Here is a 25,992-nt window from a genome sequence, read left to right on the forward strand (position 1 = left end):
GTGTGAGAGCGATCTGGAAGGGCGCCGTCAGCTTCGGCCTGGTCAACGTACCCGTGCGGCTGTACTCCGCCACCGAGAACCACGACCTGAGCTTCCACCAGGTCCGCCGCAGCGACGGCAGCCGCATCCGCTACAAGCGGGTGGCGCAGGCCGACGGCGAGGAGGTCGCCTACAAGGACATCGCCAAGGCTTACGAGACCGAGGACGGCAAGACGGTCATCCTCACCGACGAGGACATGGCCAGCCTGCCCAGCAGGTCCAGCAAGGAGATCGCGGTCGAGAGCTTCGTGCCGATCAGCCAGATCGACCCGATCCTCTACGACAAGGCCTACTACATCGAGCCCGACGCGATGGGCGCCAAGGCCTACGGGCTGCTGCGCGAGGCGCTGCGCGAGTCGGAGCGGGTGGCCGTGGTGACGGTCTCGGTGCGCACCCGGATGACGATGGCGGTCCTGCGGGTCGTCGACGACGTCATCGTGCTGCAGACCCTGCTGTGGCCGGACGAGGTGCGCGACTCCGGCCAGCTGGACAACCTCGACGAGGTCAGCGAGCCCAAGAAGGCCGAGATCGCGATGGCGCGGATGCTGGTCGACTCCATGTCGGGCGACTTCGAGCCCGAGGGCCACGTCGACGACTTCAAGGAGGCCGTCGACGCGCTGGTCAGGAGCAAGATCGAGGGCGGCGACGTCACCGAGAGCCCCGACCGCGAGGAGGAGGCGGACAGCGGCGAGGTCGTCGACCTGCTGGCCGCGCTCCAGCGCTCGGTCGACCGGGCCAAGGCCGGGCGCGGCGAGAAGTCGTCGTCCTCGTCCGCCTCCGACGAGACGGAGGACGGCGAGGACGAGAAGCCGGCCGCCAAGAAGGCCGCGGCCAGGAAGACGACCGCCCGCAAGAGCGCCGCGAAGAAGCCGGCCGAGAAGAAGACCGCGGAGAAGAAGGCCGGCTGAGCCCCGGCCGGCGCCCCGCGCCGGTCAGGTCAGTCAGGTCAGGTCAGTCAGGTCAGGGGGCGGTGGTGGCGGCCGCCTGGTCCTTGATGGCCTGCTTCGGCGCGCAGCCGAGGGACTTGTCCAGGCTCTGCGCTGCGCCGGCGAGCGTTGCGCGCAGGTTGGCGGTCGTGGCCTCGTCGACCTCGCCCGAGAGCTGCTCGGCGACGAGGGTGTAGGGCGCCTGGTCGGCGCGGTCGGTGGCGCCGGGCGCCATACAGCTGGTCAGGCCGGTGACCAGGCCGGGGGAGACGTAGGACAGGCCGAGGTACTCCGGCCCCGGGCGGACGCCGTCGGCGGCCTCGGCGCGCTCGCGGGCCTCGGCGCGGGCCTCCTCGCCGATGAGGATGGACACCCGCATCACCGGCTCCTGCTCACCCTTGCCGCCGTTGAGGACCTCGCAGGCCCAGCCGTCCTCGTCGTCCTGCACGACCAGCTCGCGCGGCGACTCCGCCGTCGTGCCCACCGCGGCGTCGATGGCCTTCGGCGCGACGTACTGGCAGAACCAGCCGCTGTCGGGCGCGCTCCCCTCGAGGCCGTCGTCGGTGGTGACCACGGCGTCGTCGGTCGTGGGGGTCTCCCGGGCGGGGTCCTCCGAGGTGCAGGCGGACAGGGCGAGGGCGGCCACGGCGGGCAGCGTGAGCAGGCGGAGCGTGCGCATGGGCCGACATGCTAAGCCGTGCGGCTGGTGGCTCCCGTTCAGCCGCGCCCCAGCAGGGTCCCGCCGTTGACCTGCAGGATCTGCCCGGTCGTCCACCCGGCGTCCGGCGAGGCGAGGTAGGCGACCGCGGCCGCCACCTCCTCCGGCGTGCCGGGACGCCCCGCCGGGATCGGCCGCACGCGGTCGTCCACGATCGTGGGGTCGTCGGCGATCCGCTGCTCCCAGAACTGCGTGTCGGGCACGAAGCCGGGCGCGACCGCGTTGACGGTGATCCCCTCGGGCGCCAGCCGGGTGGCGCGGTCGAGGACCCAGGCGTTGACCGCGGCCTTCGCGGCCCCGTAGGAGCCCGACCCCCGCAGCGCGGCGATCGAGCTCATCGCGACGATCCGGGCCCCCGGCCGGGTGAGGTGGTCGGTCAGCGCGTGCGCGAGCAGGACGGTGCTGAGCACGTTGCCGTCGAAGTCGGCCCGCCAGGCCTCGGCGATGTCGGCCAGCGAGCCCGTGGCGCCCACGCCGTAGTTGCCGCCCGCGTTGGCGACCAGCACGTCGATGGTGGGCCCCTGGCGCAGCGTCGCCGCCAGGCCCTCCACCGCCGCGGGGTCGGTGAGGTCGCATGAGTATGTCGTGACGTCCGCCTGCGGGTCGCTACGCCGCAGCTCGTCCGCGGCGTCGCCCAGGACCTGCTCGCGCCGGCCGACCAGGACCAGGGCGGGCCGCTCGGCCAGCAGCGTGCGGGCGACGGCCAGGCCGATGCCGGTGCCGCCGCCGGTGATGAGGATGCGTCGGGTCATCCCCGGGACGCTAGCGGAGGGCGCCCGGATTCCGCCGGGGGCGAACACGGCATACCGGAGGAACACCTGGGGGTGAACGGGACGTTGTGGCAGGCAGACGCGACGTAGAGTGGATGCACGCCCGTGAGCGGGAGGACCGCCACCCGCCGCGTGCCACGACGGAACTCAAGGAGTGACGATGTTCGAACGGTTCACCGACCGCGCACGGCGCGTGGTGGTGCTCGCGCAGGAAGAGGCGCGGCTGCTCAACCACAACTACATCGGGACCGAGCACCTGCTGCTCGGCCTCATCCACGAGGGGGAGGGCGTCGCGGCCAAGGCGCTGGAGTCCCTGGGCATCTCGCTCGACGCGGTGCGTCAGCAGGTCCAGGAGATCATCGGTCAGGGTCAGCAGAGCCCGACCGGCCACATCCCCTTCACCCCGCGGGCCAAGAAGGTCCTCGAGCTCTCGCTGCGCGAGGGCCTGCAGCTGGGCCACAACTACATCGGCACCGAGCACCTGCTCCTCGGCCTGATCCGCGAGGGCGAGGGCGTCGCCGCCCAGGTGCTCGTGAAGCTGGGCGCCGACCTCAACCGGGTCCGCCAGCAGGTCATCCAGTTGCTCTCCGGCTACCAGGGCAAGGAGGCCGCCACCGCCGGTGTCGGTCCCTCGGCCGGTCCCGAGGGGCAGCAGGCCGGCTCGCTGGTGCTCGACCAGTTCGGCCGCAACCTCACCCAGGCGGCCCGCGAGGGCAAGCTCGACCCGGTGATCGGGCGCTCCGCCGAGATCGAGCGGGTCATGCAGGTCCTGTCCCGCCGCACCAAGAACAACCCCGTCCTCATCGGCGAGCCCGGCGTCGGCAAGACCGCCGTCGTCGAGGGCCTGGCCCAGGACATCGTCAAGGGCGAGGTGCCCGAGACGCTCAAGGACAAGCAGCTCTACACCCTCGACCTCGGCGCGCTGGTGGCCGGCAGCCGCTACCGCGGTGACTTCGAGGAGCGGCTGAAGAAGGTCCTCAAGGAGATCCGCACCCGCGGCGACATCATCCTGTTCATCGACGAGATCCACACCCTCGTCGGGGCGGGTGCCGCCGAGGGCGCCATCGACGCGGCGAGCATCCTCAAGCCGATGCTGGCGCGCGGCGAGCTGCAGACCATCGGTGCGACGACCCTCGACGAGTACCGCAAGCACATCGAGAAGGACGCCGCGCTCGAGCGCCGCTTCCAGCCGATCCAGGTGGCCGAGCCCACGCTCAAGCACGCCATCGAGATCCTCAAGGGCCTGCGCGACCGCTACGAGGCGCACCACCGGGTCTCCATCACCGACGGGGCGCTCGTCGCCGCCGCCACGATGGCCGACCGCTACATCAACGACCGCTACCTGCCGGACAAGGCGATCGACCTCATCGACGAGGCGGGCGCGCGACTGCGCATCCGCCGGATGACCGCTCCGCCGGACCTGCGCGAGTTCGACGAGAAGATCGCGCACGCCAAGCGCGAGAAGGAGTCCGCGATCGACGCGCAGGACTTCGAGAAGGCGGCCCGGCTGCGCGACGAGGAGCACAAGCTCACGCAGGCGCGCGCCGAGCGGGAGAAGGAGTGGAAGAACGGTGACATGGACGTCGTCGCCGAGGTCGACGAGGAGCTGATCGCCGAGGTCCTCGCCGCCGCGACGGGCATCCCGGTCTTCAAGCTCACCGAGGAGGAGTCCAGCCGGCTGCTCCACATGGAGGACGAGCTGCACAAGCGGATCATCGGCATGGACGACGCGATCACCGCGCTGTCCCAGGCGATCCGCCGCACCCGCGCCGGCCTGAAGGACCCGCGCCGCCCCGGCGGCTCGTTCATCTTCGCCGGCCCCACGGGCGTCGGCAAGACCGAGCTGGCCAAGGCGCTGGCGGAGTTCCTCTTCGGCGACGAGGACGCGCTCATCACCCTGGACATGTCCGAGTACTCCGAGAAGCACACCGTCTCCCGGATGTTCGGCTCGCCCCCCGGCTACGTCGGCTACGAGGAGGGTGGCCAGCTGACCGAGAAGGTGCGGCGCAAGCCGTTCTCGGTGGTCCTCTTCGACGAGGTCGAGAAGGCGCACCCGGACATCTTCAACAGCCTGCTGCAGATCCTGGAGGACGGTCGCCTGACCGACAGCCAGGGCCGGGTGGTCGACTTCAAGAACACCGTCATCATCATGACGACCAACCTGGGCACCCGCGACATCGCCAAGGGCGTCTCGCTCGGCTTCTCCGCCGGGCCGGACACCCAGAGCAGCTACGAGCGGATGAAGAACAAGGTCACGGACGAGCTCAAGCAGCACTTCCGTCCCGAGTTCCTCAACCGCGTGGACGACACCATCGTCTTCCCGCAGCTCACGCAGGACGAGATCGTCCAGATCGTGGACCTGATGATCGCCCGTCTCGACGAGCGTCTCAAGGACAAGGACATGGCGATCGAGCTCACCGCGTCCGCCAAGGAGCTGCTCGCCAAGCGGGGCTACGACCCCGTCCTGGGCGCGCGGCCGCTGCGTCGGGCGATCCAGCGCGAGATCGAGGACCAGCTGTCCGAGAAGATCCTCTTCGGCGACATCGGCCCCGGCCAGATCGTGCTCGTCGACGTCGAGGACACCAAGGGCGAGGGCCGCACCTCCGACAAGGTGTTCACCTTCACCGGCTCCCCGAAGCCGGCGGAGGTGCCCGACACCCTGCCGGTCGAGACGGCCGCCACGGGCGGCGGCACGCCGCTCCCGGGCGAGGGCTCGGGCGAGCAGACCGGCTGACGGTCGGCACCGCATACCCCACCAGCGACGGGGCGCTCCGCACACGCGGGGCGCCCCGTCGCCGTGTCATGCCCCGGCCCGCGCGCATGGTCCGGGGGCCTCGCGGGCCCGGTTAGGGTTGCGCCATGACCCTGCGCGACGCGAACCCTGACGAGCTGGCCCGCTGGGACGACCTGGTGTGGGGCGCGCCAGGCGGCGTCGACCTCATGCAGCTGCCCCCCTACGCCGAGATCAAGTCCGGCTCGTGGTCGGCGCACCGCCAGGTGATCCACAGCGTGCCCGGGCACCCGGACGTGCCCGTCCTCTACCTGATCAAGAAGGTGCCCCCGTTCGGCCAGCTCTGGTACGCCCCGATGGGCCCGCGCGTCACCGACACCGCGCACTTCCGCGCGATCTGCGAGGACCTGCGCTCCTCGGGCGCGTTCGCGGTGATCATGGAGCCGTCGATCCCCGCCGAGGGGCCGCAGACGCGTGCGGAGCTGATCGCCTCCACCCCGGGGCTGGAGGACTTCATCTACCTCCAGCAGGGCAACCACACCGTCTTCATCGACCTGACCCCGTCGGAGGAGGAGCTGCTCGCGTCCTTCCGCCAGCGGGCCCGTCGCTCGATCCGCAAGGCCTCCGACGCCGTCATCGAGCACCGGACCGACGACGAGGCGCTCGAGGCCTTCTGGACGCTCTACGCGCCGACGGTGGAGCGCGCCGGACTGCCGCTGCGGCCCAAGGACTACTACCTCAAGGCCTGGCGCCTCTACCGCGACCTCGGCCAGGGCCACGTCGTCCTGGGCTACTCCTCGCCGGAGGTCACCGAGCCCGAGGCGGGCGCCTACATCTGGAAGCACCGCGACCACGGCTACTACCGCGATGGCGGCTCCGTCCGCACGCCGGCAGCCAACGGGCTGCAGTACCGCGTCCAGTGGGAGGCGATGCGCTGGTGCAAGGAGCACGGCGCCACGACCTACGACCTCTTCGGTATGCCGCCCAGCTGGCTCCTCGAGGACGAGTCCCACCAGCTGCACGGGCTCGTGCAGTTCAAGACCGCGTTCAGCACCGAGGTCAGCGATACGGTCGGCACGGTCCGCCTGGTGCTCGACCCTCTGCGCACGAAGGCGTGGGACCAGCTGGGGCTGCGCGTCTACAGCCGTCTCACGCGGCGCAGCAACCCGCTCTTCTACTGATCTCCCGGCGGCGGGTCACCAGAAGGCGTCGCCCGGTTCGCGGCGCTGCAGCCGGGTGACGACCCGCTGCCCGATCCGCTGCCACATGGCATACCGGCGAGGGCGCAGGACGAGGTCCCAGGCGCCGACCCAGTCGGTGACCTCCTTGGTGAAGCCGCGCTTGAAGACGCCCAGCCCGTGGCGCAGGTCGCTCTTGTCGTCGAGCCGCGTGCTGTGGGGGGTGCCGACGAGGTCGTAGGTGCGCGCGCCCTGCTCGATCGCCCAGCGCATCCCCTCGTACTGCACGAGTTGGCTGACGCCCGGCACCGGGCGGTCGCGCACGCTCGCACCCTCCTTGTAGGCCGCGACGTCGCCGATCACGGTCACCAGCGCCCAGGCGACCATCTCGCCGTCCACGCGGGCCACGATCGGCTGCGCCACGCCCGCGCGCACCATGGTCCGCCAGGACTCGACGAAGTAGTCCTTGCCGCGCACGCCGAGCCCCTGGTCGCGGACGACGCCCTCCCAGAGCGTCCACATCTGCTCGTAGGTCTCGTCGGTGTCTGCGGCGCGCTCGACCTCCACGCCGTCACGGATGGCCCGTCGGACCATGTTGCGCGTCTTGGACGGGTAGGTGCCCATCAGCTCGTCCTCGGACCCGGGCAGCGCGTGGACGACCGTGGAGGAGTGCGGCTGGACCGGATCGGTGCGCACCAGACCCAGGGCCTCCAGGGCGGCGACCGACTCCGGCGTCTCCCGGATCTCCGGCTCGACCTTCACGAACAGGACGCCCTCACGCTCGGCGGCCTCGCGCAGGTCCTCCAGGACCGGGCGCAGCGCCTCGACGGTGTCGACGCACGGGCCCTTGGGCAGGTACCACACCGTGCCGAACCCGGGAGCCTTCTTGCTGTGGATCGTCATCGCCAGGGGCGAGCCGTCGGGGAGCCGGCCCACGGCATACCGGGGCGTCCAGCGGGCCATCCGCTTGACCTGGCCGAGCGCATGGCTCTGGTAGACGTTGCCCCCGGTCGGGGTGGCGGCGATCTGCGCGTCCCAGTCGGTCGCCGACGGGGAGCTCACGAAGGTCAGGGGCATGGCGCCACCCTAACGGCCGGGTAGCGTGGGGGCGTGCCCGTCCTCGACCTCACCGACCCCGCCGCGACCGACCGCTACTCGGAGTTCGTGCGCTCCCACCCCCGGCGCTCGCTCACCCAGGACCTGCGGTGGGGGATCGTCAAGGACGACTGGGGCCAGGAGGCGGTCTACGTCGAGGAGGACGGCCGGATCGTCGCCGCGATGACCGTCCTGGTGCGTCGCCTGCCGGGTGGCTTCTCGGTGCTGTACGCCCCCCGCGGCCCCCTCGTGGACTGGGACGACAAGGAGATGGTGCGCCGGATCCTGGCCGAGGCCGACCCGCTCGTGCGCACGCACCGCGCGATCATGCTGCGCATCGACCCCGAGGTGCCCTTCAGCGAGGAGCTGGACACGTGGATGCGGGCCCAGCCGCGCTGGGTCGTCAAGAACGTCGGTGCGGGCAAGGACGACATCATCCAGCCGCGCTACACGATGATCGTCTACCTGCGCGACGAGGACGGTCAGTCCCTCACCGAGGAGGCGCTGATGAAGAAGTACGACGGGAGCGCGCGCAACCGCGTCCGCACCGGGAAGAAAAAGGGTGTCTACACCGTCGACGGCGAGACCGACGCGGACCTGGCGACCTTCCACGAGATCTACAGCCACATGGCGCGGCGCAACGAGATCACCGCCCGGGACCTGCCGTACTTCCACCGGATGCGCGAGGCGTTCGGGGAGCGGATGCGGGTGGTGCACGCGCGGCACGAGGACGACACGCTCGCCTCCTCCGTGACGATCGACTACTACGGCAAGCTCTACTACCTCTACGCGGGGTCCAACGACCTCAAGCGCAACCTGGGACCCAACCAGGTGATGAACCACGACCTCATGGCGTGGGGCCTGACCGTCGGCGCCGAGTCCTACGACATGGGCGGCGTGTTCGCCCTCGACAGCTCCGACGGGCTCTACGTCTTCAAGAAGGCGTTCTGCAAGGGGGACGGCGGCGCGACGGAGTTCATCGGCGAGATCGACATCGTCCACCACCCCGTCCTGTATGCCGTGCTCGCCCACGCCCTCCCGCGCGTGCAGCACGCCCGCCGGGCCGTGTCGGCCCGCGTCTCCCAGGCCCGCAAGAAGCTCGCCGCTCCCCGCTCCTGACCGCCCACCCCTCTCAGCGCCACCGAGCGCGTGGAGTGGTTGGTCACCCGGGGAGCCGGAACCGGTCTCCCTCCAGAGGCTCGACGAGGCCGTCGGCCACGAGGGCGTCCAGACAGCGGTCACGCTGCGCCTCGTCCTCCCACACCGCACGCAGCTGCGCGCCGCTGACCGGGCCGGGGCTGTCGCGCAGCAACTGCACCATCCGGCCACGACACTGTCGGTCGGTGCCCTCCCACCTCTGCCCGCGCCGGGGTGGGCCGTCGTAGGTCGGCGAGCCGGCCAGCCGCCAACGGCACAGGTGGGCGACCGGGCACTCGGCGCACCGCGGAGCGCGTGCGGTGCACACCAGCGCACCCAGCTCCATCACGGCGACGTTCCAGGTCGCGGCGTCGGTGTCGTCGTCCGGCAGCAGCGCCGTGGCCAGGTCGACCTCCGCGCGCGTGAGCGCGGGCGCGGGGAGCGCGTCGCCGGTGACGGCCCGCGCGTGCACCCTGCGCACGTTGGTGTCCACCACCGTGGCGCGCGCACCGAAGGCGAAGGCGGCCACCGCGGCAGCCGTGTAGTCGCCGACCCCCGGGAGCGTCCGCAATGTCGCCTCGTCCCCGGGCACCGCACCGCCGTGCGCGTCGCGGATCGCCGCGGCCGCGGCGTGCAGCCGCAGGGCACGTCGCGGATAGCCGAGCCGGCCCCACTCCCGCACGGCGTCTCCAGGAGTGGCGGCCGCGAGGTCGGAAGGGCTGGGCCACAACGACATCCAGCGCTCCCACACCGGCAGCACCCGGGCCACCGGCGTCTGCTGCAGCATCACCTCGGAGACCAGCACGCCCCAGGGCGAGCGCTGCGGGAGGCGCCAGGGCAGATCGCGCTGGTGCGCGGCATACCAGTCCAGGACAGGGCGGTGCAGCCGCCGTCCGGCGGAGGTCGGGTGCGGCACTAGGAGTAGCGCTCGAGGATGGACGCCTCGGCCAGGCGCGACAGCCCCTCACGCACCGCGCGGGCCCGGGCCTCCCCGACGCCCTCGACCTCCATGAGGTCGTCCAGACCGGCGGACAGGAGGGCCTGGAAGGAGCCGAAGTGGTCGACCAGCCGGTCGACGATCGCCCCGGGCAGCCGCGGGATCCGGTGCAGGAGACGGTATCCGGACGGGGTCAGGCTGTGGTGGTCCATGCCGTCGCCGATAATCGTGATGCCCATGCAGCGGGCCACCGCGCCCAGGTCGAGCAGCTCGGTGCTGTCCAGCTCGCCGAGGGCGGCCATGACCTGAGCGGGATCCGGCTCGCCGTCCCCGCTGGTCGCGTAGTCGCGGATGACGAGCTCGCGGTCGCGGCCGATGCCTCCGGTCAGCTCCTCCAGCTGCAGCCCCACGAGGCGACCGTCGACGCCGAGCTCCACGACGTACTGCTCGATCTCGGAGCTGATCCGGCTGACCATCTCCAGGCGTTGGAGGACGGCCGCGACCTCGCGGACGGTGACGAGATCCTCGATCTCCAGGGCGGAGAGGTTGGCGGTGACCTCGTCGAGGCGGGCGCGGTAGCGCTCGAGGGTCTGCAGCGCCTGGTTGGCCTGCGCGAGGATCTGCGTGCGCGCCTCCAGCACGTGGCGCAGCCCACCGACGTAGAGCGCCACGATGGACATCGACTTGCTCACCGAGATGACGGGCATGTGCGTCTGCTGGGCGACCCGCTCGGCGGTGCGATGACGAGTCCCGCTCTCGCGGGTCTCGATCGAAGGGTCCGGCACCAGCTGGCTCGCGGCCCGCAGGATGCGCGTGCCCTCTCGGTTGAGGATGATGGCGCCGTCCATCTTGGCCAGCTCGCGCAGCCGGGTGGCGGAGAACTCGACGTCCAGCTCGAAGCCGCCGGTGCTGATCGACTCGACCACGCGGTCGTTGCCGAGCACGATGAGCGCGCCGGTGCGGCCGCGCAGGATCCTCTCCAGCCCGTCGCGCAGGTCGGTGCCGGGCGCGACGGCCGCGAGGGTGGCGCGCAGGATGTCCTCGTCGGTGCGTTCTGCCACGTGGGCGACCCTTCTTCTCAGGAGCGCCGGAGGCGCTCGGTCGGCGTCCCCCCGCCGACTGCTCTTCGCACGGATACTAGGCCGTCAGGACCGCCCGCAGCGTGCTCGCGGACCGATCCTGACCGATTCGTGACCAAGATCGCGCTGATCAGGACGTCGGGTCCGTGGCCACGTGGCCGGCGCGGACCGCTCAGTCCAGCAGGGACGGGGCGCGTCGGTCGGTGCTCGCCTGGGCGGCGGACACGACCAGGGCGACGGCGTCCGCGAGCGTGGGGACCTCATGGACGCGCATCCCCGCCGGGGGCTGGCCCTCCGCGAGCGACCCGGTGGGCACGACCGCCTCGGTGAAGCCGATGCGGGCGGCCTCGGCGAGGCGGCGGGGCAGCCCGGTGACGGGGCGCAGGTCGCCCGCGAGGCCCACCTCGCCGACCGCGATCGTCCCGACGGGCAGGGCCAGGTCGAGCAGGGCGCTGGTGAGCGCCAGCGACAGGGCCAGGTCGGCCGCCGGCTCGCCCAGCCGGACGCCGCCCACCGTCGCGGCGTAGCAGTCGTGCCTGGCCAGCGGCACGCCCGCGCGCTGGCCCAGCACCGCCAGGACCATCGCCAACCGGGACGCGTCGAGCCCGCTGGTGGTGCGTCGCGGTGAGCCCGCCGACGCCTCGCTCACCAGCGCCTGCAGCTCGGCGACCAAAGGGCGTCGGCCCTCGAGCGTCACCGTGACGCAGGTGCCCGGCACCGGCCGGTCGCGAGAGGTCAGGAACAGCCCGCTGGGGTCGGGCAGCCCCACGATCCCCGAGTCGCCCAGGTCGAAGCAGCCCACCTCGTCGGTCGGGCCGAAGCGGTTCTTCACCGCGCGCACGAGCCGCAGCCGCGAGTGCCGCTCGCCCTCGAACTGCACGACCACGTCGACGAGGTGCTCCAGCACCCGCGGACCGGCGATCGAGCCGTCCTTGGTCACGTGGCCGATGAGGACGGCGGCGGTGCCCCGCCTCTTGGCGGCCTGGATGAGCGCGGAGGCGACCTCGCGCACCTGACCCACGTTGCCCGGCGCGCCGTCGACGTCGGCGGAGGCGATGGTCTGCACGGAGTCGACGACGACGAGCGCGGGGTCGGCCTGCTCGATCTGGCCCAGCACCGTGCCGAGGTCGGTCTCGGAGGCGAGGTAGAGGGTGTCGGCCAGGGCGCCCACGCGCTCGGCGCGCAGCTTGACCTGGGCCGCCGACTCCTCGCCGGAGACGTAGAGCACGGACGCCCCCTCCCGCGCGGCCCGCGCGGCGACGTCCAGCGCCAGGGTGGACTTGCCGATCCCGGGCTCGCCGGCCATCAGCACGACCGCGCCGGGCACGATCCCGCCGCCCAGCACGCGGTCGAACTCGCCGACCCCCGTCGGCCGGGCCCGCGCCGTCTGCGCGTCGACCTCAGCGATGGGGACGGCCGGTCGCGCCGGGGCCACGGCACCGGTGCGGACCGCCGTCGGCGCGCCGTGCTCCACGACGGTGCCCCACGCCTGGCACTCGCCGCACCGACCCACCCACTTGACCGCCGTCCACCCGCACTCCGTGCACCGGTAGGACGGCTTGCTCCCGGACCTGCTGCTCGCCACGGACCCCACAGTAGGTGCCCCCGCCGACAGGGTGCGCCCTCGCGCTCCGCGCGCGCGGTATGGCGCGGCTCAGGTCGCCCGCGCCGTCGCCGTCGCGGGGTGGACGAGCAGCGGGAGGAGCGTCCGACCGTCCGGACCGACGATGGGCGGGCGCCCGGCGAGGGCCTCCGCCGCGGCGAGGTGGTCCTCGCAGAGGCGGGCGAGCACGGCATACCCCGCCTCTCCGACGAGCTCCACGAGCTCGGCGCGCAGGGACACATAGAGAGGCTCGGCACCCGTGTGCGCCGCGGGCTCGTTCGTGCAGTACCAGTCGAGGTCGTGCCCGCCGGGCCCCCACGCGCGCCGGTCGTACTCCGTGATGGTGACCTCCAGGTATGACGTGCCGTCCACCTCCTCCACCTCCCGGTAGGTGCGGCGCAGCGGCAGCTGCCAGCACACGTCCGGCTTGGTGGTGAGCGGCTCCAGACCCTCGGCGACCGCGTGCTGGTGCAGCGCGCACCCCGGCCCGGCGGGAAAGCCGGGGCGGTTGAGCAGGATGCACGCGCCGTCCAGGACCCGGGTGGCGACGGACCCCTCCTCGTCACGCACGGTCCAGCCCTCCTCGAGGCCGGCGTCGCGGAGCTCCCACTCGTCGGGTCCGAGCCGCTCCACGACCGCCCGGACCCGCGCGAGGTCGTCGGCGTCGGTGAAGTGCGCCCCCAGGGTGCAGCAGCCGGCGTCCGGCTCGCCCGCGTCGATGCCCGGACAGGCCCCCTCCCCGAACAGGCACCGCCACCTGGACGTCAGCCAGGTGAGGTCGAGACGGAGCCGCTGACCGGGGTCGGCGGGGTCGGTGAGCTCGGCCCAGGCGCGGGCCGTGTCGAGCGGGGTCGGGGCCACGGCGCCAGCGTAGGTGGGATACTGGCCGATATGCGCCTGGGTGTGATCGATGTCGGTTCCAACACGGTGCACCTCCTGGTGGTCGACGCCTACCACCCCGGCGCGCACCCCATGCCGGACTACTCCCACAGCACCGTCCTGCGGCTGGCGGAGCACCTGACGCCCGAGGGCGACATCAGCACGGAGGGGGCGGCCACGCTGGCCCGCTTCGTCACGGAGTGCGTCGAGGTGGCCGAGGAGCGGGGCGTCCGGCGCCTGATGGGCTTCGCGACGAGCGCGATCCGCGACGCGGGCAACACCCAGCAGGTCCTCGACCAGGTCCGCGACAGCTCCGGTGTCGACCTGCAGGTCCTCGACGGCGACTCCGAGGCGCAGGTGACCTTCCTCGCGGCGCGGCGGTGGTTCGGCTGGTCTGCCGGGCGGCTGCTGCTCATCGACATCGGCGGAGGCTCCCTGGAGCTCGCGGCCGGCCTCGACGAGACGCCGGACGCAGCGGTCTCCCTGCCGCTCGGTGCCGGGCGTCTCACGCGGGAGCTGGCGGGCGACCCGCCCGACGCCGCGGAGCTGAAGGCGCTGCGCAAGCGGGTCCGCTCCGAGATCGCGAGCGTGCAGCCGCGCCTCGCCCGCGTCGGCGAGCGCCATCTCGCCGTCGGCACGAGCAAGACGATCCGGTCGTTGGCCCGGGCGTGCGGGGCCGCACCCCGCGCGGAGGGGCCCTACGTGCAGCGCACCCTCTCGCTGGCGGACCTCAGCGAGCTGGTGCCCCGGATCGCCGGCATGACCGCGGCCCAGCGCGCCGAGCTGCCGGGCGTCTCCGGCGCCCGCGCGCCCCAGCTCCTCGCCGGCGCGGTCGTCGTGGAGGCCGCCATGGACCTCTTCGGCGTCGAGTCTCTCGCCGTGTGCCCCTGGGCGCTGCGGGAGGGGCTCATCCTGCAGTTCCTCGACAGCCTGACAGGACGGCAGAACCCATGAGCGACCACATCCCGGTCCACCTCTCTTCGTCCTCGGTCTACCCCGAGAACGCCGCCTACTGCTTCGACCTGGCCCAGCGCCTCGGCTACGACGGCGTCGAGATCATGGTCTGGACCGATCCCGTGACCCAGGAGGCCGGCGCGCTGCGCGCGCTCGCCGACCTGCACGAGCTGCAGATCGGGGCGATCCACGCGCCGACCCTGCTCCTCGCGCAGCGGCTCTGGGGCTGGGAGCCGTGGGGCAAGATCGAGCGGGCGCTCGACCTCGCGGCCGAGGTGGGGGCCCAGTGCGTCGTCGTCCACCCGCCCTTCCGCTGGCAGCGGGGGTATGCCGAGGGCTTCGTCGAGGGCGTGGCCGAGCGGCAGGCGCGCTGGGGTGTCCCGATCGCCGTGGAGAACATGTTCCCGTGGCGCTCCGGCGCCCGGGCGATGCAGGCCTACCTGCCGGGCCCCGATCCGCGGGACTTCCCCTACGGGGCGGTCACCCTCGACATCTCGCACGCGGCCACGGCGGGCATGGACGCGCTGGAGATGGCCCAGGACCTCGGCGACCGGATCCGCCACGTCCACCTCGGCGACTCCTTCGGCTCGTTCAAGGACGAGCACCTGGTGCCCGGTCGGGGCAACCAGAAGTGCGCCGCGGTGCTGCAGCACCTGACCGACACGCACTTCACCGGGGTGGTGTCGCTGGAGGTGGGCACCCGCCGGCTGAAGACCCCGGCGCGGGAGGCGGCGCTCGCGGAGTCGTTGGCCTTCGCACGCCAGCACCTGGGCCAGCACGACCTGCCCGGGGCGGTGCTCCGGCAGCCGTGAGCGCGGCCGGGACAGGCCTTAGCCTTGTGCCCATGGACCTCGCCGATCTCAACCCCGCCGTCCTCCTGCGACAGACCATCCTCGGGATGAGCCGCAACGACCAGCTGCGCGACGTCATCGAGAAGGCCCCGGTGAGCCGCGACGTCGTGCGCCGCTTCGTGGGCGGAGTGACCAACCAGGAGGTCCTGGGTGTCGCCTCCGAGCTGGTCGACACGCACCGCCTGGTCACCATCGACTACCTCGGCGAGGACACCGTCGACCCGGCGATGGCCACGCACACGCGGGACTCCTACGTCACCCTGCTCGACGCGCTCTCGGAGGCCGGGATGACCCAGGGCGGCACGGTCGAGGTGAGCCTGAAGCTGAGCGCTCTCGGCCAGGCGCTGGGCAAGGACGGCAACGCCATCGCGCTGGAGAACGCCCGGGTGATCTGCCAGGCCGCGGCCAACGCCGGCACCACGGTGACCCTCGACATGGAGGACCACACCACGACCGACAAGACCCTGTCGGTGCTGCGCGACCTGCGCCAGGACTGGCCCTGGGTCGGCGCCGTGCTGCAGAGCTACCTCTACCGCACCGAGCAGGACTGCCGCGACCTCGCGCACGAGGGCTCGCGCGTGCGGCTGTGCAAGGGCACCTACAAGGAGCCCGAGAGCGTGGCCTTCCAGAGCAAGGCCGACGTCGACCTGTCCTACGTCCGGTGCCTGAGGATCCTCATGGAGGGTCAGGGCTACCCGATGATCGCCTCCCACGACCCCAGGCTCGTCGAGATCGCGACCGTCCTCGCCGAGAAGGCCCAGCGGGGCGCCGACTCCTTCGAGTACCAGATGCTGCTCGGCATCCGTCCCGAGGAGCAGCTGCGCCTGGCCGCCAGCGGTGCGCGGATGCGCGTCTACGTCCCCTACGGCGAGGAGTGGTACGGCTACCTCATGCGTCGGATGGCCGAGCGCCCGGCCAACCTGGCCTTCTTCCTGCGTGGCCTCGCGACCAAGGGCTGAGGTGGGTCCTGGTATGACGATCGCCGTCCTGGGTGCGGGGGTGATGGGCAGCACGCTCCTGGCCGCCCTGGTCCGCTCCGGCCACGACCCGGCCCAGCTGGTCGTCAGCGACAAGTCCCCGGGACGGGCGGAGGAGATCGCGGCGCAGCACGGGGTGCGGGCCGCGAGCTCGACGGCCGCGGTGGAGCAGGGCGACGTGGTCGTGCTCGCGGTCAAGCCGCAGGACATGGAGGCCCTCATCGAGGAGATCCACGACCACGTGCGGCCGCACACCCTGGTCGTCTCGATCGCGGCGGCGATCAGCACCGACTTCCTCGAGCGACGCCTGCCCGAGGGCACCTCGGTGGTGCGCGTCATGCCCAACACGCCGGCGCTGGTGGACCAGGGCATGTCGGGGATGAGCCCGGGCCGGCACTGCACCGCGGTGCAGCTGGACCAGGCCCGGGCCCTCATGGAGAGCGTCGGCCGGGTCATCGTGCTTGACGAGGCGCACCAGGACGCGGTCACGGCGATCAGCGGCAGCGGGCCGGCCTACATCTTCTACGTCGTCGAGGCGATGATCGAGGCCGGCGTGCTGCTGGGCCTGCCCCGCGACACCTCCACCGAGCTCGTCGTGCAGACGCTCTACGGCGCCGCGACCATGCTCCGCGAGACCGGGACCCACCCGACGGTGCTGCGCGAACGGGTCTCCAGCCCGGGCGGGACCAGCGTCGCGGCCCTGCGGGCCCTGGAGGACCACAAGGTCCGCGCCGCCTTCCTCACCGCCATGGAGGCGGCCGCGCGCCGCTCCCGCGAGCTCTCGCCGCCGGCGGGGTGACGCCATCCTGCGGTGTCACCTGGTGTGCACGGAGGCCTGCGCAACGTGTCACGGGCGTATGACACAGTAAGGCCATGACTGAGATCCGTGTGCGCCTCCTCGGCGAGGACGAGTGGCCTGCCTACCGGGATGTGCGCCTCCGGGCGCTCCGAGAGTCACCCGAGGCCTTCGTCGCGTCCGCGGACGAGGAGGCGGCCTTCGACGACACGGTCTGGCAGCAGCGCATGGAGCGGTCCCGTCGACTCCTGGCCGAGGCCGGTGAGGACGTCGTGGGCGTCGTCAGCGTCGGCACCGGCCACCGCACCAACATCCCGGGCGCGGGCGAGCTCTTCGGCCTGTGGGTCGAGGCGGCGCGTCGTGGCACCGGCGTCGCGCGCAAGCTGATGGAGGAGGCGGCCAAGGTCGGCCGCGACGAGGGTCTGCGCCAGCTCGTCTACTGGGTGGGCACCGACAACGGTCGCGCCGTGGCCTTCGCCTCCAGCTTCGGCTTCCGCCCGACCGACGACCGCCGCCCGATGCGGATCCGCGGCGTCGACGACGAGGACGCCGAGTCCGAGGAGATGATGATGGTCTACCCCCTCGGCGATCACGGGGGCGTTCCCACCTCGCTCTGAGCCGAGCGCGTACCGTGAGCCCATGACCGGCTCCTTGGTGATGTGGGACGACCGCTACACCGCGTACGACTTCGGCCCGGGGCACCCCATGCACCCGAGCCGGCTCGACCTGACCTATCGGCTGGCCCGTGGTCTCGGCCTCCTGGACCACGATGACGTGGAGGTCCGCGCGGTCGTCCCCGCGACCGACGAGCAGCTGCTGACCGTGCACGACCCGGAGTTCGTCGCGGCGGTCAAGGAAGCCTCTGCCGACCCGTCCGCCGCGACCGGCCAGTTCGGGTTCGGCACCGAGGACACCCCCGCGTTCGCCGGGATGCACGAGGCGACCGCGCTCGCCGTGGGCGCCACCCTCGGCGCCTGCGAGGCGGTCTGGTCCGGCGAGGTCAGGCACGCGGTCAACATCGCCGGCGGTCTGCACCACGCGATGCCCGGCGCGTCGAGCGGCTTCTGCGTCTACAACGACATCGCGGTCGGCATCCGACGGCTCCAGGAGCTGGGCGCCGCGCGCGTCCTCTACCTCGACCTGGACGCGCACCACGGTGACGGCGTCGAGCGGATCTTCTGGAACGACGACAGGGTCCTCACCGTGTCCCTTCACGAGACGGGTCGGGCGCTCTTCCCCGGCACCGGTTTCCCGGGTGACACCGGCGGCCCGCAGGCGCGGGACAGCGCGGTCAACGTCGCGCTCCCGCCCGGCACGGGCGACGAGGGGTGGCTGCGGGCCTTCCAGGCGGTGGTGCCGCAGCTGGCCCGCGCCTTCCGGCCGGACGTCGTCGTCAGCCAGCACGGCTGCGACTGCCACTACTCCGACCCCCTGGCGCACCTGTCGGTCTCCGTGGACGGCATGGCGACGGCGACCCGCTGGGTGCGTGAGCTGGCCGAGGACAGCACGGCCGGCGGCCGGTGGGTCGCCCTGGGCGGAGGAGGCTACGAGCTCGTGGGTGTGGTGCCGCGCGCCTGGACTCACGTCATCGGCGTCGCCACGGGGCGGCCGGTCGACCCCGCCACCCCCACCCCGCAGGAGTGGCGCGACCACGTCTACGACGTCTACGACCGCGAGGCGCCCGAGCTCATGGGGGACCGCGACGGCCGGCCGATCAGCTACGGCGACTGGCACCAGGGCTACCACCCCGAGGACCCCGTCGACTCCGCCATCATGGCCACCCGTCGGGCCGTCTTCCCCGGCTGGGGTTTGGACCCCTACCTCGACTGACCCCTACCTCGACTGACCCGCCCTCGCGAGCGACCGGCGCAGGCACCGCATACCCCAAGGGAACCACTGCGCACCAGAGGCCTCACGGGTTGCGTCTGTCACACTCTGCGTGTCGCGCTGGACAAATCTTCTGTCACGACTTTCGCAACCACCACATCTGCCCCTAGTGTTGGCCCGACAACACACACGGTGGTGGCGGTCCGGAGGGGAAGCCGAGCCCGCTCCACACCTTTGAGAGACGGGAAGCGTCCAATGGCAGATGAGCGTCAGCTCGCCGAGATGACCTTCATGACCGTGGCCGAGGTGGCCGCCGTCATGCGCGTGTCCAAGATGACGGTGTACCGGCTGGTGCACTCGGGCGAGCTCCCCGCGGTCAGGGTCGGCCGTTCCTTCCGCGTCCCGGAGAAGGCCGTGCACGCCTACCTCGAGGAGTCCTATCACGGGACGGCCTGAGACCGACCCGGCGTCGCCGGGCGCCGTTCCTCGAGTTTGGGGCGGCCGGTGCGCGCGCGCTATCCTGACCCGCATCCGTCGTGCGGGCTGAGACGTGGCAGTCGCCGCCACTGCGCGCGACACGCTGGCATGACCCCGACCGACAAGAAGAAGGACAGCCCATGGGCTCTGTGATCAAGAAGCGCCGCAAGCGGATGGCGAAGAAGAAGCACCGCAAGCTGCTGCGCAAGACGCGTCACCAGCGTCGCAACAAGAAGTGACCGGCTGACGCCGCACGAACGTCACGAGGGCGCCACCCCGCACGGGGTGGCGCCCTCGTCGTGCGTGGGGGCTGGCAGGATCCCGGTATGACCTGGTGGCGGCGCTCCCCGAGGCGGCTGGTGATCTGGTCGCGGGCCGGCTGTCACCTGTGCGACGACATGGAGCGGACGGTGCGCGGCCTGATGGGGACGCGCGGTGTGCCGCCGCTGGAGCTGGAGGTCCGGGACCTGGACGAGGCAGGCCGCGAGGACCCCGAGCTCCTCGCGCGCTGGACCACCAAGGTCCCCGTGCTCACCGTCGACGGCGTGGAGGCCGCTCACTGGGCGGTGGACGAGACGGACGTGCGCCGGCTCGTGCGCCGTCGGCCCCCACGGTGAGCAGAGCCGGGGCGCCCGTATTTGACGGAAAACGGGGTTTCTCTTGACGTGGCGGCACTCCGGGCGACGTCGCAGGTGGGGAGCGGTGTGCGGGCTACCGGAGGGTAATCTGTGCCGGTCGCCGCCTGTTTTGGTCGAATCGGGATCAACGCCTACAGTGAAGGGGTACGTGCCGACCGGGTCTGCAGGTCTGATATAAGCCTCCCCGCGGTCGGTACTCCCACCTGAGAGGAGCCGGTGCGCCGTGATGGCCGAGTCCCCCCGACGAGGTGTGCCGGAGGCCACCGTCGGACGACTCCCGGGCTACCTGCGTGCGCTGACCGAGCTCTCCGAGACCGGCCGTGACTCGGTGTCCAGCGACGAGCTGGCGGAGAAGACCGGTGTCCGCGGGGCCCAGGTGCGCAAGGATCTCTCGATCCTCGGCTCCTACGGCGTGCGGGGCGTCGGCTACGACGTGACGCGCCTCTCCGACCAGATCGCCGCCGAGCTGGGCCTGAGCCAGGTGCGGCCCGTGGTCATCGTCGGGATCGGCAACCTCGGCCGAGCCCTGGCCTCCTACTCCGGGCTGGCCACCCGAGGCTTCCGTGTCGTGGGGCTGGTCGACAACGACCCGGCCGTCATCGGCAGCGTGGTGGACGGGCTCGTCGTCCGACCCGTCTCCGCGCTCGACACCTTCACCGAGCTGCCCGACCCGGTCGCGGTCGGCGTCATCGCCACGCCCACCGCGGCCGCCCAGGAGGTCGCGGACCTCCTCGTGCGGCACGGGGTGCGCTCCATCCTCAGCTTCGCGCCCGGCGTCCTGCGGGTGCCCGCCGACGTCCACGTGCGGGCGGTCGACCTGGCCACCGAGCTGCAGATCCTCGCCTTCCACGAGCACCAGCGCGAGCTCGCCGACGAGGGGCAGGACGCCGGATGAGCGTGCTCGTGGTCGGGCTGAGCCACCGCTCCGCGCCGATGGACCTGCTCGAGCGCGCCGCGCTGGGCGACGCCGGTGCCGAGGCCCTGGCGGGCCGTCTCCACGCCGCCGACCACGTCAGCGAGTCGCTCGTGCTCTCCACCTGCAACCGCCTCGAGGTGGTCGTCGACGCGGGGACCTTCCACGGCGCCGTCACCCAGGTCGGGGAGGCGCTCTGCTCCGTGACGGGCCTGACGCAGGAGGAGCTGACGCCGCACCTCTACGTCCACTACGACGAGCGCGCGGTCTCCCACCTCTTCTCCGTCGCCTGCGGCCTGGACTCGATGGCCGTCGGGGAGAGCCAGATCCTGGGCCAGCTGCGTGCCGCCCTCGCCGAGGGGCAGCGCACCGGGCGGATCGGCTCGGCGCTCAACCCCCTCCTGCAGCAGGCGCTGCGGGTCGGCAAGCGCGCGCACGCCGAGACCTCGATCGACCAGGTGTCGCGCTCCCTCGTGGGCACCGGCCTGGAGCGCGCGCAGTCGGTCCTCGGCGATCTCACCGGGTCCAGGGTGGTCGTCGTCGGGGCGGGGGCGATGTCCGGCCTGGCCATCGCCTCCCTGGTGCGCGAGGGGATCACCGACGTCACCGTCGTCAACCGCACGCGCCGCCGGGCCGACCGGCTCGCCGAGCTGCACGGCGTCCGGGCCGCCGACTGGGACGACCTCGCCCACCTCGTCGGTGCGGCCGACCTGGTCCTGACCTGCACCGGAGCCCTCGGGTATGTCGTCCGGCCAGACCGTCTGGCCCAGGCCCGTGTCGACGGCGGACGGTCCGGGGCCCCCCTGGTCCTCCTCGACCTGGCCCTGCCGCGCGACGTGGACCCGGGGGTCACCACGCTGGCCGGCGTGCACCTGTGGGGTCTGGCCGAGCTGCAGGACGAGCTGGCCTCGCAGGCCGCGCGCGAGCTGGACGGACCCGTGGAGGCCGTCCGCGAGCTGGTGACCGGCGAGGTCGCCGCCTACCTGACCGAGCTGCGCGCCGCGCGCCTGGGCCCCACGCTCGCCGCGCTGCGTGAGCAGGCCAGCCGCGTCGTCGACGCCGAGATGACGCGCCTCGACCAGCGTCTGCCGCACCTGCCCGACGACGAGCGCGCCGAGGTCCGCCAGGCCGTGCAGCGCGTCGTGGACAAGCTGCTGCACACCCCCACGGTGCGCGCCAAGCAGCTGCACAGCGCCGACGCCACCAGCCCCGGTGACTACGGACAGGCCCTCCGCGAGCTCTTCGGCCTCGACCCGCACGAGGTCGCCGTCGTGTCGACACCTCCCGCCGCCGGACCCGGAGGTGCGGCATGACCCGCGCCCTGCGCCTCGGGACCCGCGCCAGCGCGCTCGCGACCAGCCAGTCGGGCTGGGTCGCCGACCAGCTCCGGGCCGCCGGTCACGAGGTCGAGCTCGTGCACGTGCGGACCGAGGGTGACGTCTCGCGGGCCAGCCTCAGCGAGATCGGCGGCACGGGCGTGTTCGCCTCCGCCCTGCGTGACGCGCTGCGTGCGGGCCGGATCGACCTGGCGGTGCACTCGCTGAAGGACCTGCCCACCGCGCCGGAGCCGGGCCTGGTCGTGGCCGCGGTGCCCGAGCGTGAGGACCCCCGTGACGTCCTCGTCGCGCGCGACGGCCTCACCCTCGAGGGGCTGCCGGCCGGGAGCGTCGTCGGCACCGGCTCGCCGCGCCGGGCCGCCCAGCTCGCCGAGGCCCGCCCCGACCTGGTCGTCCAGGACATCCGCGGCAACGTGGACACCCGCATCGGCCTGGTCCGCTCCGGCGAGCTGGACGCGGTCGTGCTGGCCCGCGCCGGCCTGGCCCGGCTGGGCCGGCTCGAGGAGGCCACCGACGTGCTGCCACTGGAGACCATGCTCCCCGCGCCCGGCCAGGGCGCGCTCGCGGTCGAGTGCGCCGAGGCGGACACCGAGCTGCGCACCCTGCTGGCGGACTGCCTCGAGCACGCCCCCACGCGGGCCGCGGTCGAGGCCGAGCGGGCCGTGCTGGCCAGGCTCGAGGCCGGCTGCACCGCACCCGTGGCCGCGCTGGCCACCACCGCGATGACTACCACCCCTGGCACCCCCTCCACCCACCGTGAGCCCGTTCGGGACGACGAGCTCACCCTCACCGTGTTCGTGGCACTTCCTGCCCTGCAGGGCCGCCACGTCGCGACCGGGAGCTCAGCCTTCCCGGTCTCGCTCGGACGCGCTGCGGCCGAGCACCTGCTGTCCCGACTCGACCCCGTCGACGCGGCCTCCGGATGTCCCGCCGGAGACCCCTCGCGTGGATCACTAGCCCACGGAGCATGACCATGAGCACCGACGCCGCCGCACTCACCACCGCACCCCTGCCCGAGCAGGCCCACGCCGCGAGGGTGGCGTTCGTCGGCGCCGGCCCGGGAGACCCCGGCCTCCTCACCGTCCGGGCGCGCGACTATCTCGCGGCCGCGGACGTCGTGGTGCTCGACACGCTGCACCGGGCCGACCAGCTCGCCCCCTGGGTCCGCGAGGACGCGGAGTTCGTGCTGGCCGCGCCGCAGGTCGCCGGCGGCAAGGCGCTGACCGAGGCTGCGCGCGCCAAGCTCCTGGTCAAGACGGCCAAGCGCTTCGCCGCGCCGAGCCACCTGGTGGTCCGGCTCATGGACGGCGACCCGAGCGCCTTCAGCGGGCTGGCCGCCGAGGCCCTCGCCTGCCGCCAGGCCGGCGTGGCCTTCGAGATCGTCCCGGGCGTCAGCACCGCGTGGTCGGTCCCGGTGTACGCCGGGGTCCCGCTCAGCGCGCACGAGGGCAGCGGAGAGCTGCACATGGTCACGGCCGGGGACAGCTCGATCGACTGGAGCCTGTCGGTCCGCGAGGAGATCACCGTCGTCGTCCTCGGTGGCGGCAAGGCGCTGCTCGACGCCCTGCGCGGCCTGGTCGCCGCAGGTCGCCCGGGCAGCACGCCGGTCGCCCTCACCGAGCACGGCACCACCGTCACCCAGCACACCAGCGTGCTCACCCTGGACGAGGCCGTCGCCGCCATGAGCAGCGGCACCAGCGAGGTCCCGGACGCCTCGGTCGCGGTGGTCGGGCCGCAGGTCCAGCTGCGCGCCGAGCTGAGCTGGTACGAGACCAAGCCGCTCTTCGGCTGGTCGATCCTGGTCCCCCGGACCAAGGAGCAGTCGGGCCCGATGACCGACCGCATCGCCGCCTACGGCGCGACCGCGTCGGTGGTCCCCACCATCAGCGTCGAGCCCCCGCGGACGCCACAGCAGATGGACCGGGCGATCCGTGGCATGGTCACCGGCCGCTACGAGTGGATCGGCTTCACCTCGGTCAACGCCGTCCGCGCCGTCCGTGAGAAGTTCGAGGCGCTCGGCCTGGACGCCCGCGCCTTCGCCGGGCTGAAGATCGCGGCCGTGGGCGGGGTCACCGCCGACGCGCTGCGCGAGTGGGGCCTGCAGCCCGACCTCGTGCCCTCCGTCGAGCAGTCGGCCCTGGGCCTGCTGCAGGAGTGGCCGCCCTACGACGAGGTCCTCGACCCGATCAACCGCGTCTTCCTCCCGCGGGCCGACATCGCCACCGACACGCTCGTGGCGGGTCTGCAGGAGATGGGCTGGGAGGTCGACGACGTCACCGCCTACCGCACCGTGCGCGCGGCCCCGCCGGCCGCCCCGGTCCGTGAGGCGATCAAGACCGGCGCCTTCGACGCGGTCTGCTTCACCAGCTCCTCCACGGTGCGCAACCTCGTCGGCATCGCCGGCAAGCCCAGCCCGAGCACGGTCGTGGCCTGCATCGGCCCGGCGACCGCCAGGACCGCCGAGGAGCACGGCCTGCGCGTCGACGTCATCGCCCCGGAGGCCTCGGCCGAGGCACTCGTGGACGCCCTGGCCCAGCACGCCCGCGTGCTGGCCGCCCAGGCGGAGGCCGACGGCGAGCCGGTGCGCCGCCCGAGCCAGCGCCGCGGCACGCCCCGACGCACCCGCGCCAAGCGGTGACGGCATACCCCGTCCCCGCGGAGCGACCGCGGCGGCTGCGCACGACACCGGCGCTGCGCCGGCTCGTGGCGCAGACCCGTCTGCACCCCGCGGACCTCGTGCTCCCGGTCTTCGTCCGCGACGGCATCGACGAGCCCCAGCCGGTGTCCTCGATGCCCGGCGTCCTGCAGCACACGCCGGACAGCCTGGTGGCGGCGGCGCGTGAGGCCGTCGATCTCGGCGTCGGCGGGATCATGGTCTTCGGCGTGCCCCGCGAGGCGGACAAGGACGGCACCGGCTCCTGCGGGCTGCGGCCCGACGGCGTCCTCAACACGGCGCTGCGGCACCTGCGCGACGAGCTCGGGGACGAGACGGTCCTGATGAGCGACCTGTGCCTCGACGAGTTCACCGACCACGGGCACTGCGGCGTCCTCGACGACCGGGGGCGGGTCGACAACGACGCCACCCTCGAGGTGTATGCCGAGATGGCCGTCGCGCAGGCCCGCGCCGGTGCCCACGTGGTCGGGCCGAGCGGGATGATGGACGGCCAGGTGCGCGTGGTGCGTGAGGCGCTCGACGCCGCCGGGCACCTGGACGTCTCCGTGCTCGCCTACACCGCCAAGTACGCCTCTGCGGCCTACGGCCCGTTCCGCGAGGCCGTCGCCTCCACCCTGCAGGGCGACCGCAAGACCTACCAGCAGGACCCGGCCAACCGGGCCGAGAGCCTCCGCGAGCTGCGCCTCGACCTGGAGGAGGGCGCCGACATGGTGATGGTCAAGCCGGCGCTGCCCTACCTCGACGTGCTCTCGGACGTGGCTGCGGTCGCGGACGTGCCCGTGGCGGCCTACCAGGTCAGCGGGGAGTACGCCATGATCGAGGCGGCGGCCGCCCAGGGCTGGGTCGACCGCGACCGGATGGTGCTGGAGACGCTGACCTCCATCCGCCGGGCGGGCGCGCAGATCGTGCTGACCTACTACGCCACGCACGTGGCGCGGATGCTCGGAGGGGGACGATGACCGGCGCCGTGGAGCCGCGCTGGCTGGACGAGGAGGAGCAGCACGCCTGGCGGGCCGTCCTCCGTGCCGGGCACCTGGTGCGCCTCGCGATGGAGGCCGCGCTCGACGCGCACGACGTCAGCCTGGGCGAGTACGAGCTGATGTCGATGGTGTCCGAGGCGCCCGGCATGCGGATGCGGATGGCCGCCCTGGCCGAGCTCGTCGTGCAGTCGCGCTCGCGGGTGAGCCACACCGCCAGCCGGCTGGAGCGGCGCGGCTGGGTGCAGCGGGTGCCGTCCGTGGAGGACGGGCGCGGTGTCGTGCTGGTGCTGACGCCAGAGGGTCGCGAGGTCCTCGAGGCGCTGGCGCCGGTCCACGTGGAGAGCGTGCGCGCCGCGCTGCTGGACCACCTGACCCGCGAGGAGTTCCTGGCCTACGGCGAGCTCATGAAGCGCGTGGTCCTGGCCAACCGCACGAGCGACGAGCAGGCGACCGACGCCGTCTGAGGCGCGCCGGCC

General features: G+C 72.8%; 26 protein-coding genes. 19 read left to right on the forward strand and 7 right to left on the reverse strand.

Features of this window, described 5'->3' with window-relative positions:
• The first annotated feature begins 2 nt into the window (after positions 1-2).
• Positions 3-947 carry a non-homologous end joining protein Ku gene (gene ku / locus IEV65_RS00855; protein WP_188427736.1) on the forward strand — a complete coding sequence of 315 codons (945 nt, stop codon included), beginning with the start codon at positions 3-5 and terminating at the stop codon, positions 945-947.
• Positions 948-999: 52 nt separating this feature from the next.
• Here the strand turns inward: ku and IEV65_RS00860 are convergent, their stop codons facing one another.
• Positions 1,000-1,644 carry a hypothetical protein gene (locus IEV65_RS00860; protein WP_188427737.1) on the reverse strand — a complete coding sequence of 215 codons (645 nt, stop codon included), beginning with the start codon at positions 1,642-1,644 and terminating at the stop codon, positions 1,000-1,002.
• Between the two features lie 38 nt (positions 1,645-1,682).
• The gene (locus tag IEV65_RS00865; RefSeq protein WP_188427738.1) at positions 1,683-2,435 is read right to left on the reverse strand and encodes an SDR family NAD(P)-dependent oxidoreductase; all 753 of its coding nucleotides are present in this window, start codon (positions 2,433-2,435) and stop codon (positions 1,683-1,685) included.
• 178 nt (positions 2,436-2,613) lie between these two features.
• Between IEV65_RS00865 and IEV65_RS00870 the strand changes: the two genes are divergently transcribed.
• Positions 2,614-5,187, forward strand: coding sequence for an ATP-dependent Clp protease ATP-binding subunit (locus IEV65_RS00870; protein ID WP_188427739.1), 2,574 nt, complete (start codon positions 2,614-2,616; stop codon positions 5,185-5,187).
• A 125-nt stretch (positions 5,188-5,312) separates the two neighbouring features.
• Positions 5,313-6,365: a lipid II:glycine glycyltransferase FemX gene (locus IEV65_RS00875; RefSeq protein WP_188427740.1), complete on the forward strand. Its 1,053-nt coding sequence runs from the start codon at positions 5,313-5,315 to the stop codon at positions 6,363-6,365.
• A 15-nt stretch (positions 6,366-6,380) separates the two neighbouring features.
• Here IEV65_RS00875 and IEV65_RS00880 read toward each other — a convergent pair whose 3' ends face one another.
• Positions 6,381-7,439, reverse strand: coding sequence for a lipid II:glycine glycyltransferase FemX (locus IEV65_RS00880; protein ID WP_188427741.1), 1,059 nt, complete (start codon positions 7,437-7,439; stop codon positions 6,381-6,383).
• A gap of 33 nt (positions 7,440-7,472) precedes the next feature.
• Between IEV65_RS00880 and IEV65_RS00885 the strand changes: the two genes are divergently transcribed.
• Positions 7,473-8,576, forward strand: coding sequence for a lipid II:glycine glycyltransferase FemX (locus IEV65_RS00885; protein ID WP_188427742.1), 1,104 nt, complete (start codon positions 7,473-7,475; stop codon positions 8,574-8,576).
• A gap of 43 nt (positions 8,577-8,619) precedes the next feature.
• On the opposite strand, the gene IEV65_RS00890 is transcribed toward IEV65_RS00885, so the two are convergent.
• From IEV65_RS00890 to IEV65_RS00905, 4 genes are all read right to left on the reverse strand, one after another.
• Positions 8,620-9,510 carry an iron-sulfur binding domain-containing protein gene (locus IEV65_RS00890; protein ID WP_308642542.1) on the reverse strand — a complete coding sequence of 297 codons (891 nt, stop codon included), beginning with the start codon at positions 9,508-9,510 and terminating at the stop codon, positions 8,620-8,622.
• Positions 9,510-10,592, reverse strand: a complete 1,083-nt coding sequence (gene disA / locus IEV65_RS00895; protein ID WP_188427743.1) for a DNA integrity scanning diadenylate cyclase DisA — start codon at positions 10,590-10,592, stop codon at positions 9,510-9,512. The genes IEV65_RS00890 and disA overlap by 1 nt, the downstream gene beginning before the upstream one ends.
• Positions 10,593-10,782: 190 nt before the next feature.
• A complete protein-coding gene (radA, locus tag IEV65_RS00900) occupies positions 10,783-12,195 on the reverse strand; it encodes a DNA repair protein RadA (RefSeq protein WP_188427744.1) in 1,413 nt (470 codons plus the stop codon).
• A 69-nt stretch (positions 12,196-12,264) separates the two neighbouring features.
• A complete protein-coding gene (locus IEV65_RS00905; protein WP_188427745.1) occupies positions 12,265-13,074 on the reverse strand; it encodes a DUF3109 family protein in 810 nt (269 codons plus the stop codon).
• A gap of 30 nt (positions 13,075-13,104) precedes the next feature.
• On the opposite strand from IEV65_RS00905, the gene IEV65_RS00910 reads away from it, so the two are divergent.
• From IEV65_RS00910 to IEV65_RS00980, 15 genes are all read left to right on the forward strand, one after another.
• The gene (locus IEV65_RS00910) at positions 13,105-14,046 is read left to right on the forward strand and encodes a Ppx/GppA family phosphatase (protein WP_188427746.1); all 942 of its coding nucleotides are present in this window, start codon (positions 13,105-13,107) and stop codon (positions 14,044-14,046) included.
• A complete protein-coding gene (locus IEV65_RS00915) occupies positions 14,043-14,858 on the forward strand; it encodes a sugar phosphate isomerase/epimerase family protein (RefSeq protein ID WP_188427747.1) in 816 nt (271 codons plus the stop codon). Before IEV65_RS00910 ends, IEV65_RS00915 begins: the two co-directional genes overlap by 4 nt.
• 32 nt (positions 14,859-14,890) lie before the next feature.
• Positions 14,891-15,856, forward strand: a complete 966-nt coding sequence (locus tag IEV65_RS00920; RefSeq protein WP_188427748.1) for a proline dehydrogenase family protein — start codon at positions 14,891-14,893, stop codon at positions 15,854-15,856.
• Positions 15,857-15,869: 13 nt separating this feature from the next.
• Positions 15,870-16,673 carry a pyrroline-5-carboxylate reductase gene (gene proC, locus IEV65_RS00925; RefSeq protein WP_188427749.1) on the forward strand — a complete coding sequence of 268 codons (804 nt, stop codon included), beginning with the start codon at positions 15,870-15,872 and terminating at the stop codon, positions 16,671-16,673.
• 74 nt (positions 16,674-16,747) lie between these two features.
• A complete protein-coding gene (locus IEV65_RS00930) occupies positions 16,748-17,287 on the forward strand; it encodes a GNAT family N-acetyltransferase (protein ID WP_188427750.1) in 540 nt (179 codons plus the stop codon).
• Positions 17,288-17,309: 22 nt separating this feature from the next.
• Positions 17,310-18,500, forward strand: coding sequence for an acetoin utilization protein AcuC (locus tag IEV65_RS00935; protein ID WP_188427751.1), 1,191 nt, complete (start codon positions 17,310-17,312; stop codon positions 18,498-18,500).
• A gap of 252 nt (positions 18,501-18,752) precedes the next feature.
• Entirely contained in the window at positions 18,753-18,953 is a 201-nt protein-coding gene (locus tag IEV65_RS00940) for a helix-turn-helix domain-containing protein (RefSeq protein ID WP_058892081.1), read from the forward strand.
• Between the two features lie 161 nt (positions 18,954-19,114).
• Complete coding sequence (locus IEV65_RS00945; protein ID WP_003792170.1) at positions 19,115-19,213, forward strand: 30S ribosomal protein bS22; 99 nt, start codon at positions 19,115-19,117, stop codon at positions 19,211-19,213.
• Positions 19,214-19,300: 87 nt separating this feature from the next.
• On the forward strand, positions 19,301-19,591 hold the full coding sequence (locus IEV65_RS00950; RefSeq protein ID WP_188427752.1) for a glutaredoxin family protein: 291 nt from the start codon (positions 19,301-19,303) through the stop codon (positions 19,589-19,591).
• A gap of 247 nt (positions 19,592-19,838) precedes the next feature.
• Positions 19,839-20,507 (forward strand): redox-sensing transcriptional repressor Rex, encoded by a 669-nt coding sequence (locus IEV65_RS00955; protein ID WP_188427753.1) that lies wholly within the window; start codon positions 19,839-19,841, stop codon positions 20,505-20,507.
• A complete protein-coding gene (locus tag IEV65_RS00960) occupies positions 20,504-21,838 on the forward strand; it encodes a glutamyl-tRNA reductase (protein WP_188427754.1) in 1,335 nt (444 codons plus the stop codon). The genes IEV65_RS00955 and IEV65_RS00960 overlap by 4 nt, the downstream gene beginning before the upstream one ends.
• Complete coding sequence (gene hemC / locus IEV65_RS00965; protein ID WP_188427755.1) at positions 21,835-22,833, forward strand: hydroxymethylbilane synthase; 999 nt, start codon at positions 21,835-21,837, stop codon at positions 22,831-22,833. Before IEV65_RS00960 ends, hemC begins: the two co-directional genes overlap by 4 nt.
• Positions 22,834-22,835: 2 nt before the next feature.
• On the forward strand, positions 22,836-24,500 hold the full coding sequence (locus IEV65_RS00970; protein WP_188427756.1) for a bifunctional uroporphyrinogen-III C-methyltransferase/uroporphyrinogen-III synthase: 1,665 nt from the start codon (positions 22,836-22,838) through the stop codon (positions 24,498-24,500).
• Positions 24,497-25,495, forward strand: a complete 999-nt coding sequence (gene hemB / locus IEV65_RS00975) for a porphobilinogen synthase (RefSeq protein ID WP_188427757.1) — start codon at positions 24,497-24,499, stop codon at positions 25,493-25,495. Before IEV65_RS00970 ends, hemB begins: the two co-directional genes overlap by 4 nt.
• The gene (locus IEV65_RS00980; RefSeq protein WP_188427758.1) at positions 25,492-25,980 is read left to right on the forward strand and encodes a MarR family winged helix-turn-helix transcriptional regulator; all 489 of its coding nucleotides are present in this window, start codon (positions 25,492-25,494) and stop codon (positions 25,978-25,980) included. Before hemB ends, IEV65_RS00980 begins: the two co-directional genes overlap by 4 nt.
• The last annotated feature ends 12 nt before the right edge of the window (positions 25,981-25,992 follow it).

Origin of the sequence: Ornithinimicrobium tianjinense (assembly GCF_014636495.1) — a bacterium.
Classification (GTDB): Bacteria; Actinomycetota; Actinomycetes; order Actinomycetales; family Dermatophilaceae; genus Ornithinicoccus; species Ornithinicoccus tianjinensis.

What these genes read in the sequence shown, in the direction of transcription:
- IEV65_RS00860 (WP_188427737.1), bottom strand. Translation starts at nt 1,644, where the DNA reads ATGCGCACGCTCCGCCTGCTCACGCTGCCCGCCGTGGCCGCCCTCGCC.
- IEV65_RS00865 (WP_188427738.1), bottom strand. Translation starts at nt 2,435, where the DNA reads ATGACCCGACGCATCCTCATCACCGGCGGCGGCACCGGCATCGGCCTG.
- IEV65_RS00870 (WP_188427739.1), top strand. Translation starts at nt 2,614, where the DNA reads ATGTTCGAACGGTTCACCGACCGCGCACGGCGCGTGGTGGTGCTCGCG.
- IEV65_RS00875 (WP_188427740.1), top strand. Translation starts at nt 5,313, where the DNA reads ATGACCCTGCGCGACGCGAACCCTGACGAGCTGGCCCGCTGGGACGAC.
- IEV65_RS00880 (WP_188427741.1), bottom strand. Translation starts at nt 7,439, where the DNA reads ATGCCCCTGACCTTCGTGAGCTCCCCGTCGGCGACCGACTGGGACGCG.
- IEV65_RS00910 (WP_188427746.1), top strand. Translation starts at nt 13,105, where the DNA reads ATGCGCCTGGGTGTGATCGATGTCGGTTCCAACACGGTGCACCTCCTG.
- IEV65_RS00915 (WP_188427747.1), top strand. Translation starts at nt 14,043, where the DNA reads ATGAGCGACCACATCCCGGTCCACCTCTCTTCGTCCTCGGTCTACCCC.
- IEV65_RS00920 (WP_188427748.1), top strand. Translation starts at nt 14,891, where the DNA reads ATGGACCTCGCCGATCTCAACCCCGCCGTCCTCCTGCGACAGACCATC.
- proC (WP_188427749.1), top strand. Translation starts at nt 15,870, where the DNA reads ATGACGATCGCCGTCCTGGGTGCGGGGGTGATGGGCAGCACGCTCCTG.
- IEV65_RS00930 (WP_188427750.1), top strand. Translation starts at nt 16,748, where the DNA reads ATGACTGAGATCCGTGTGCGCCTCCTCGGCGAGGACGAGTGGCCTGCC.
- IEV65_RS00935 (WP_188427751.1), top strand. Translation starts at nt 17,310, where the DNA reads ATGACCGGCTCCTTGGTGATGTGGGACGACCGCTACACCGCGTACGAC.
- IEV65_RS00940 (WP_058892081.1), top strand. Translation starts at nt 18,753, where the DNA reads ATGGCAGATGAGCGTCAGCTCGCCGAGATGACCTTCATGACCGTGGCC.
- IEV65_RS00945 (WP_003792170.1), top strand. Translation starts at nt 19,115, where the DNA reads ATGGGCTCTGTGATCAAGAAGCGCCGCAAGCGGATGGCGAAGAAGAAG.
- IEV65_RS00950 (WP_188427752.1), top strand. Translation starts at nt 19,301, where the DNA reads ATGACCTGGTGGCGGCGCTCCCCGAGGCGGCTGGTGATCTGGTCGCGG.
- IEV65_RS00955 (WP_188427753.1), top strand. Translation starts at nt 19,839, where the DNA reads ATGGCCGAGTCCCCCCGACGAGGTGTGCCGGAGGCCACCGTCGGACGA.
- IEV65_RS00960 (WP_188427754.1), top strand. Translation starts at nt 20,504, where the DNA reads ATGAGCGTGCTCGTGGTCGGGCTGAGCCACCGCTCCGCGCCGATGGAC.
- hemC (WP_188427755.1), top strand. Translation starts at nt 21,835, where the DNA reads ATGACCCGCGCCCTGCGCCTCGGGACCCGCGCCAGCGCGCTCGCGACC.
- IEV65_RS00970 (WP_188427756.1), top strand. Translation starts at nt 22,836, where the DNA reads ATGAGCACCGACGCCGCCGCACTCACCACCGCACCCCTGCCCGAGCAG.
- IEV65_RS00980 (WP_188427758.1), top strand. Translation starts at nt 25,492, where the DNA reads ATGACCGGCGCCGTGGAGCCGCGCTGGCTGGACGAGGAGGAGCAGCAC.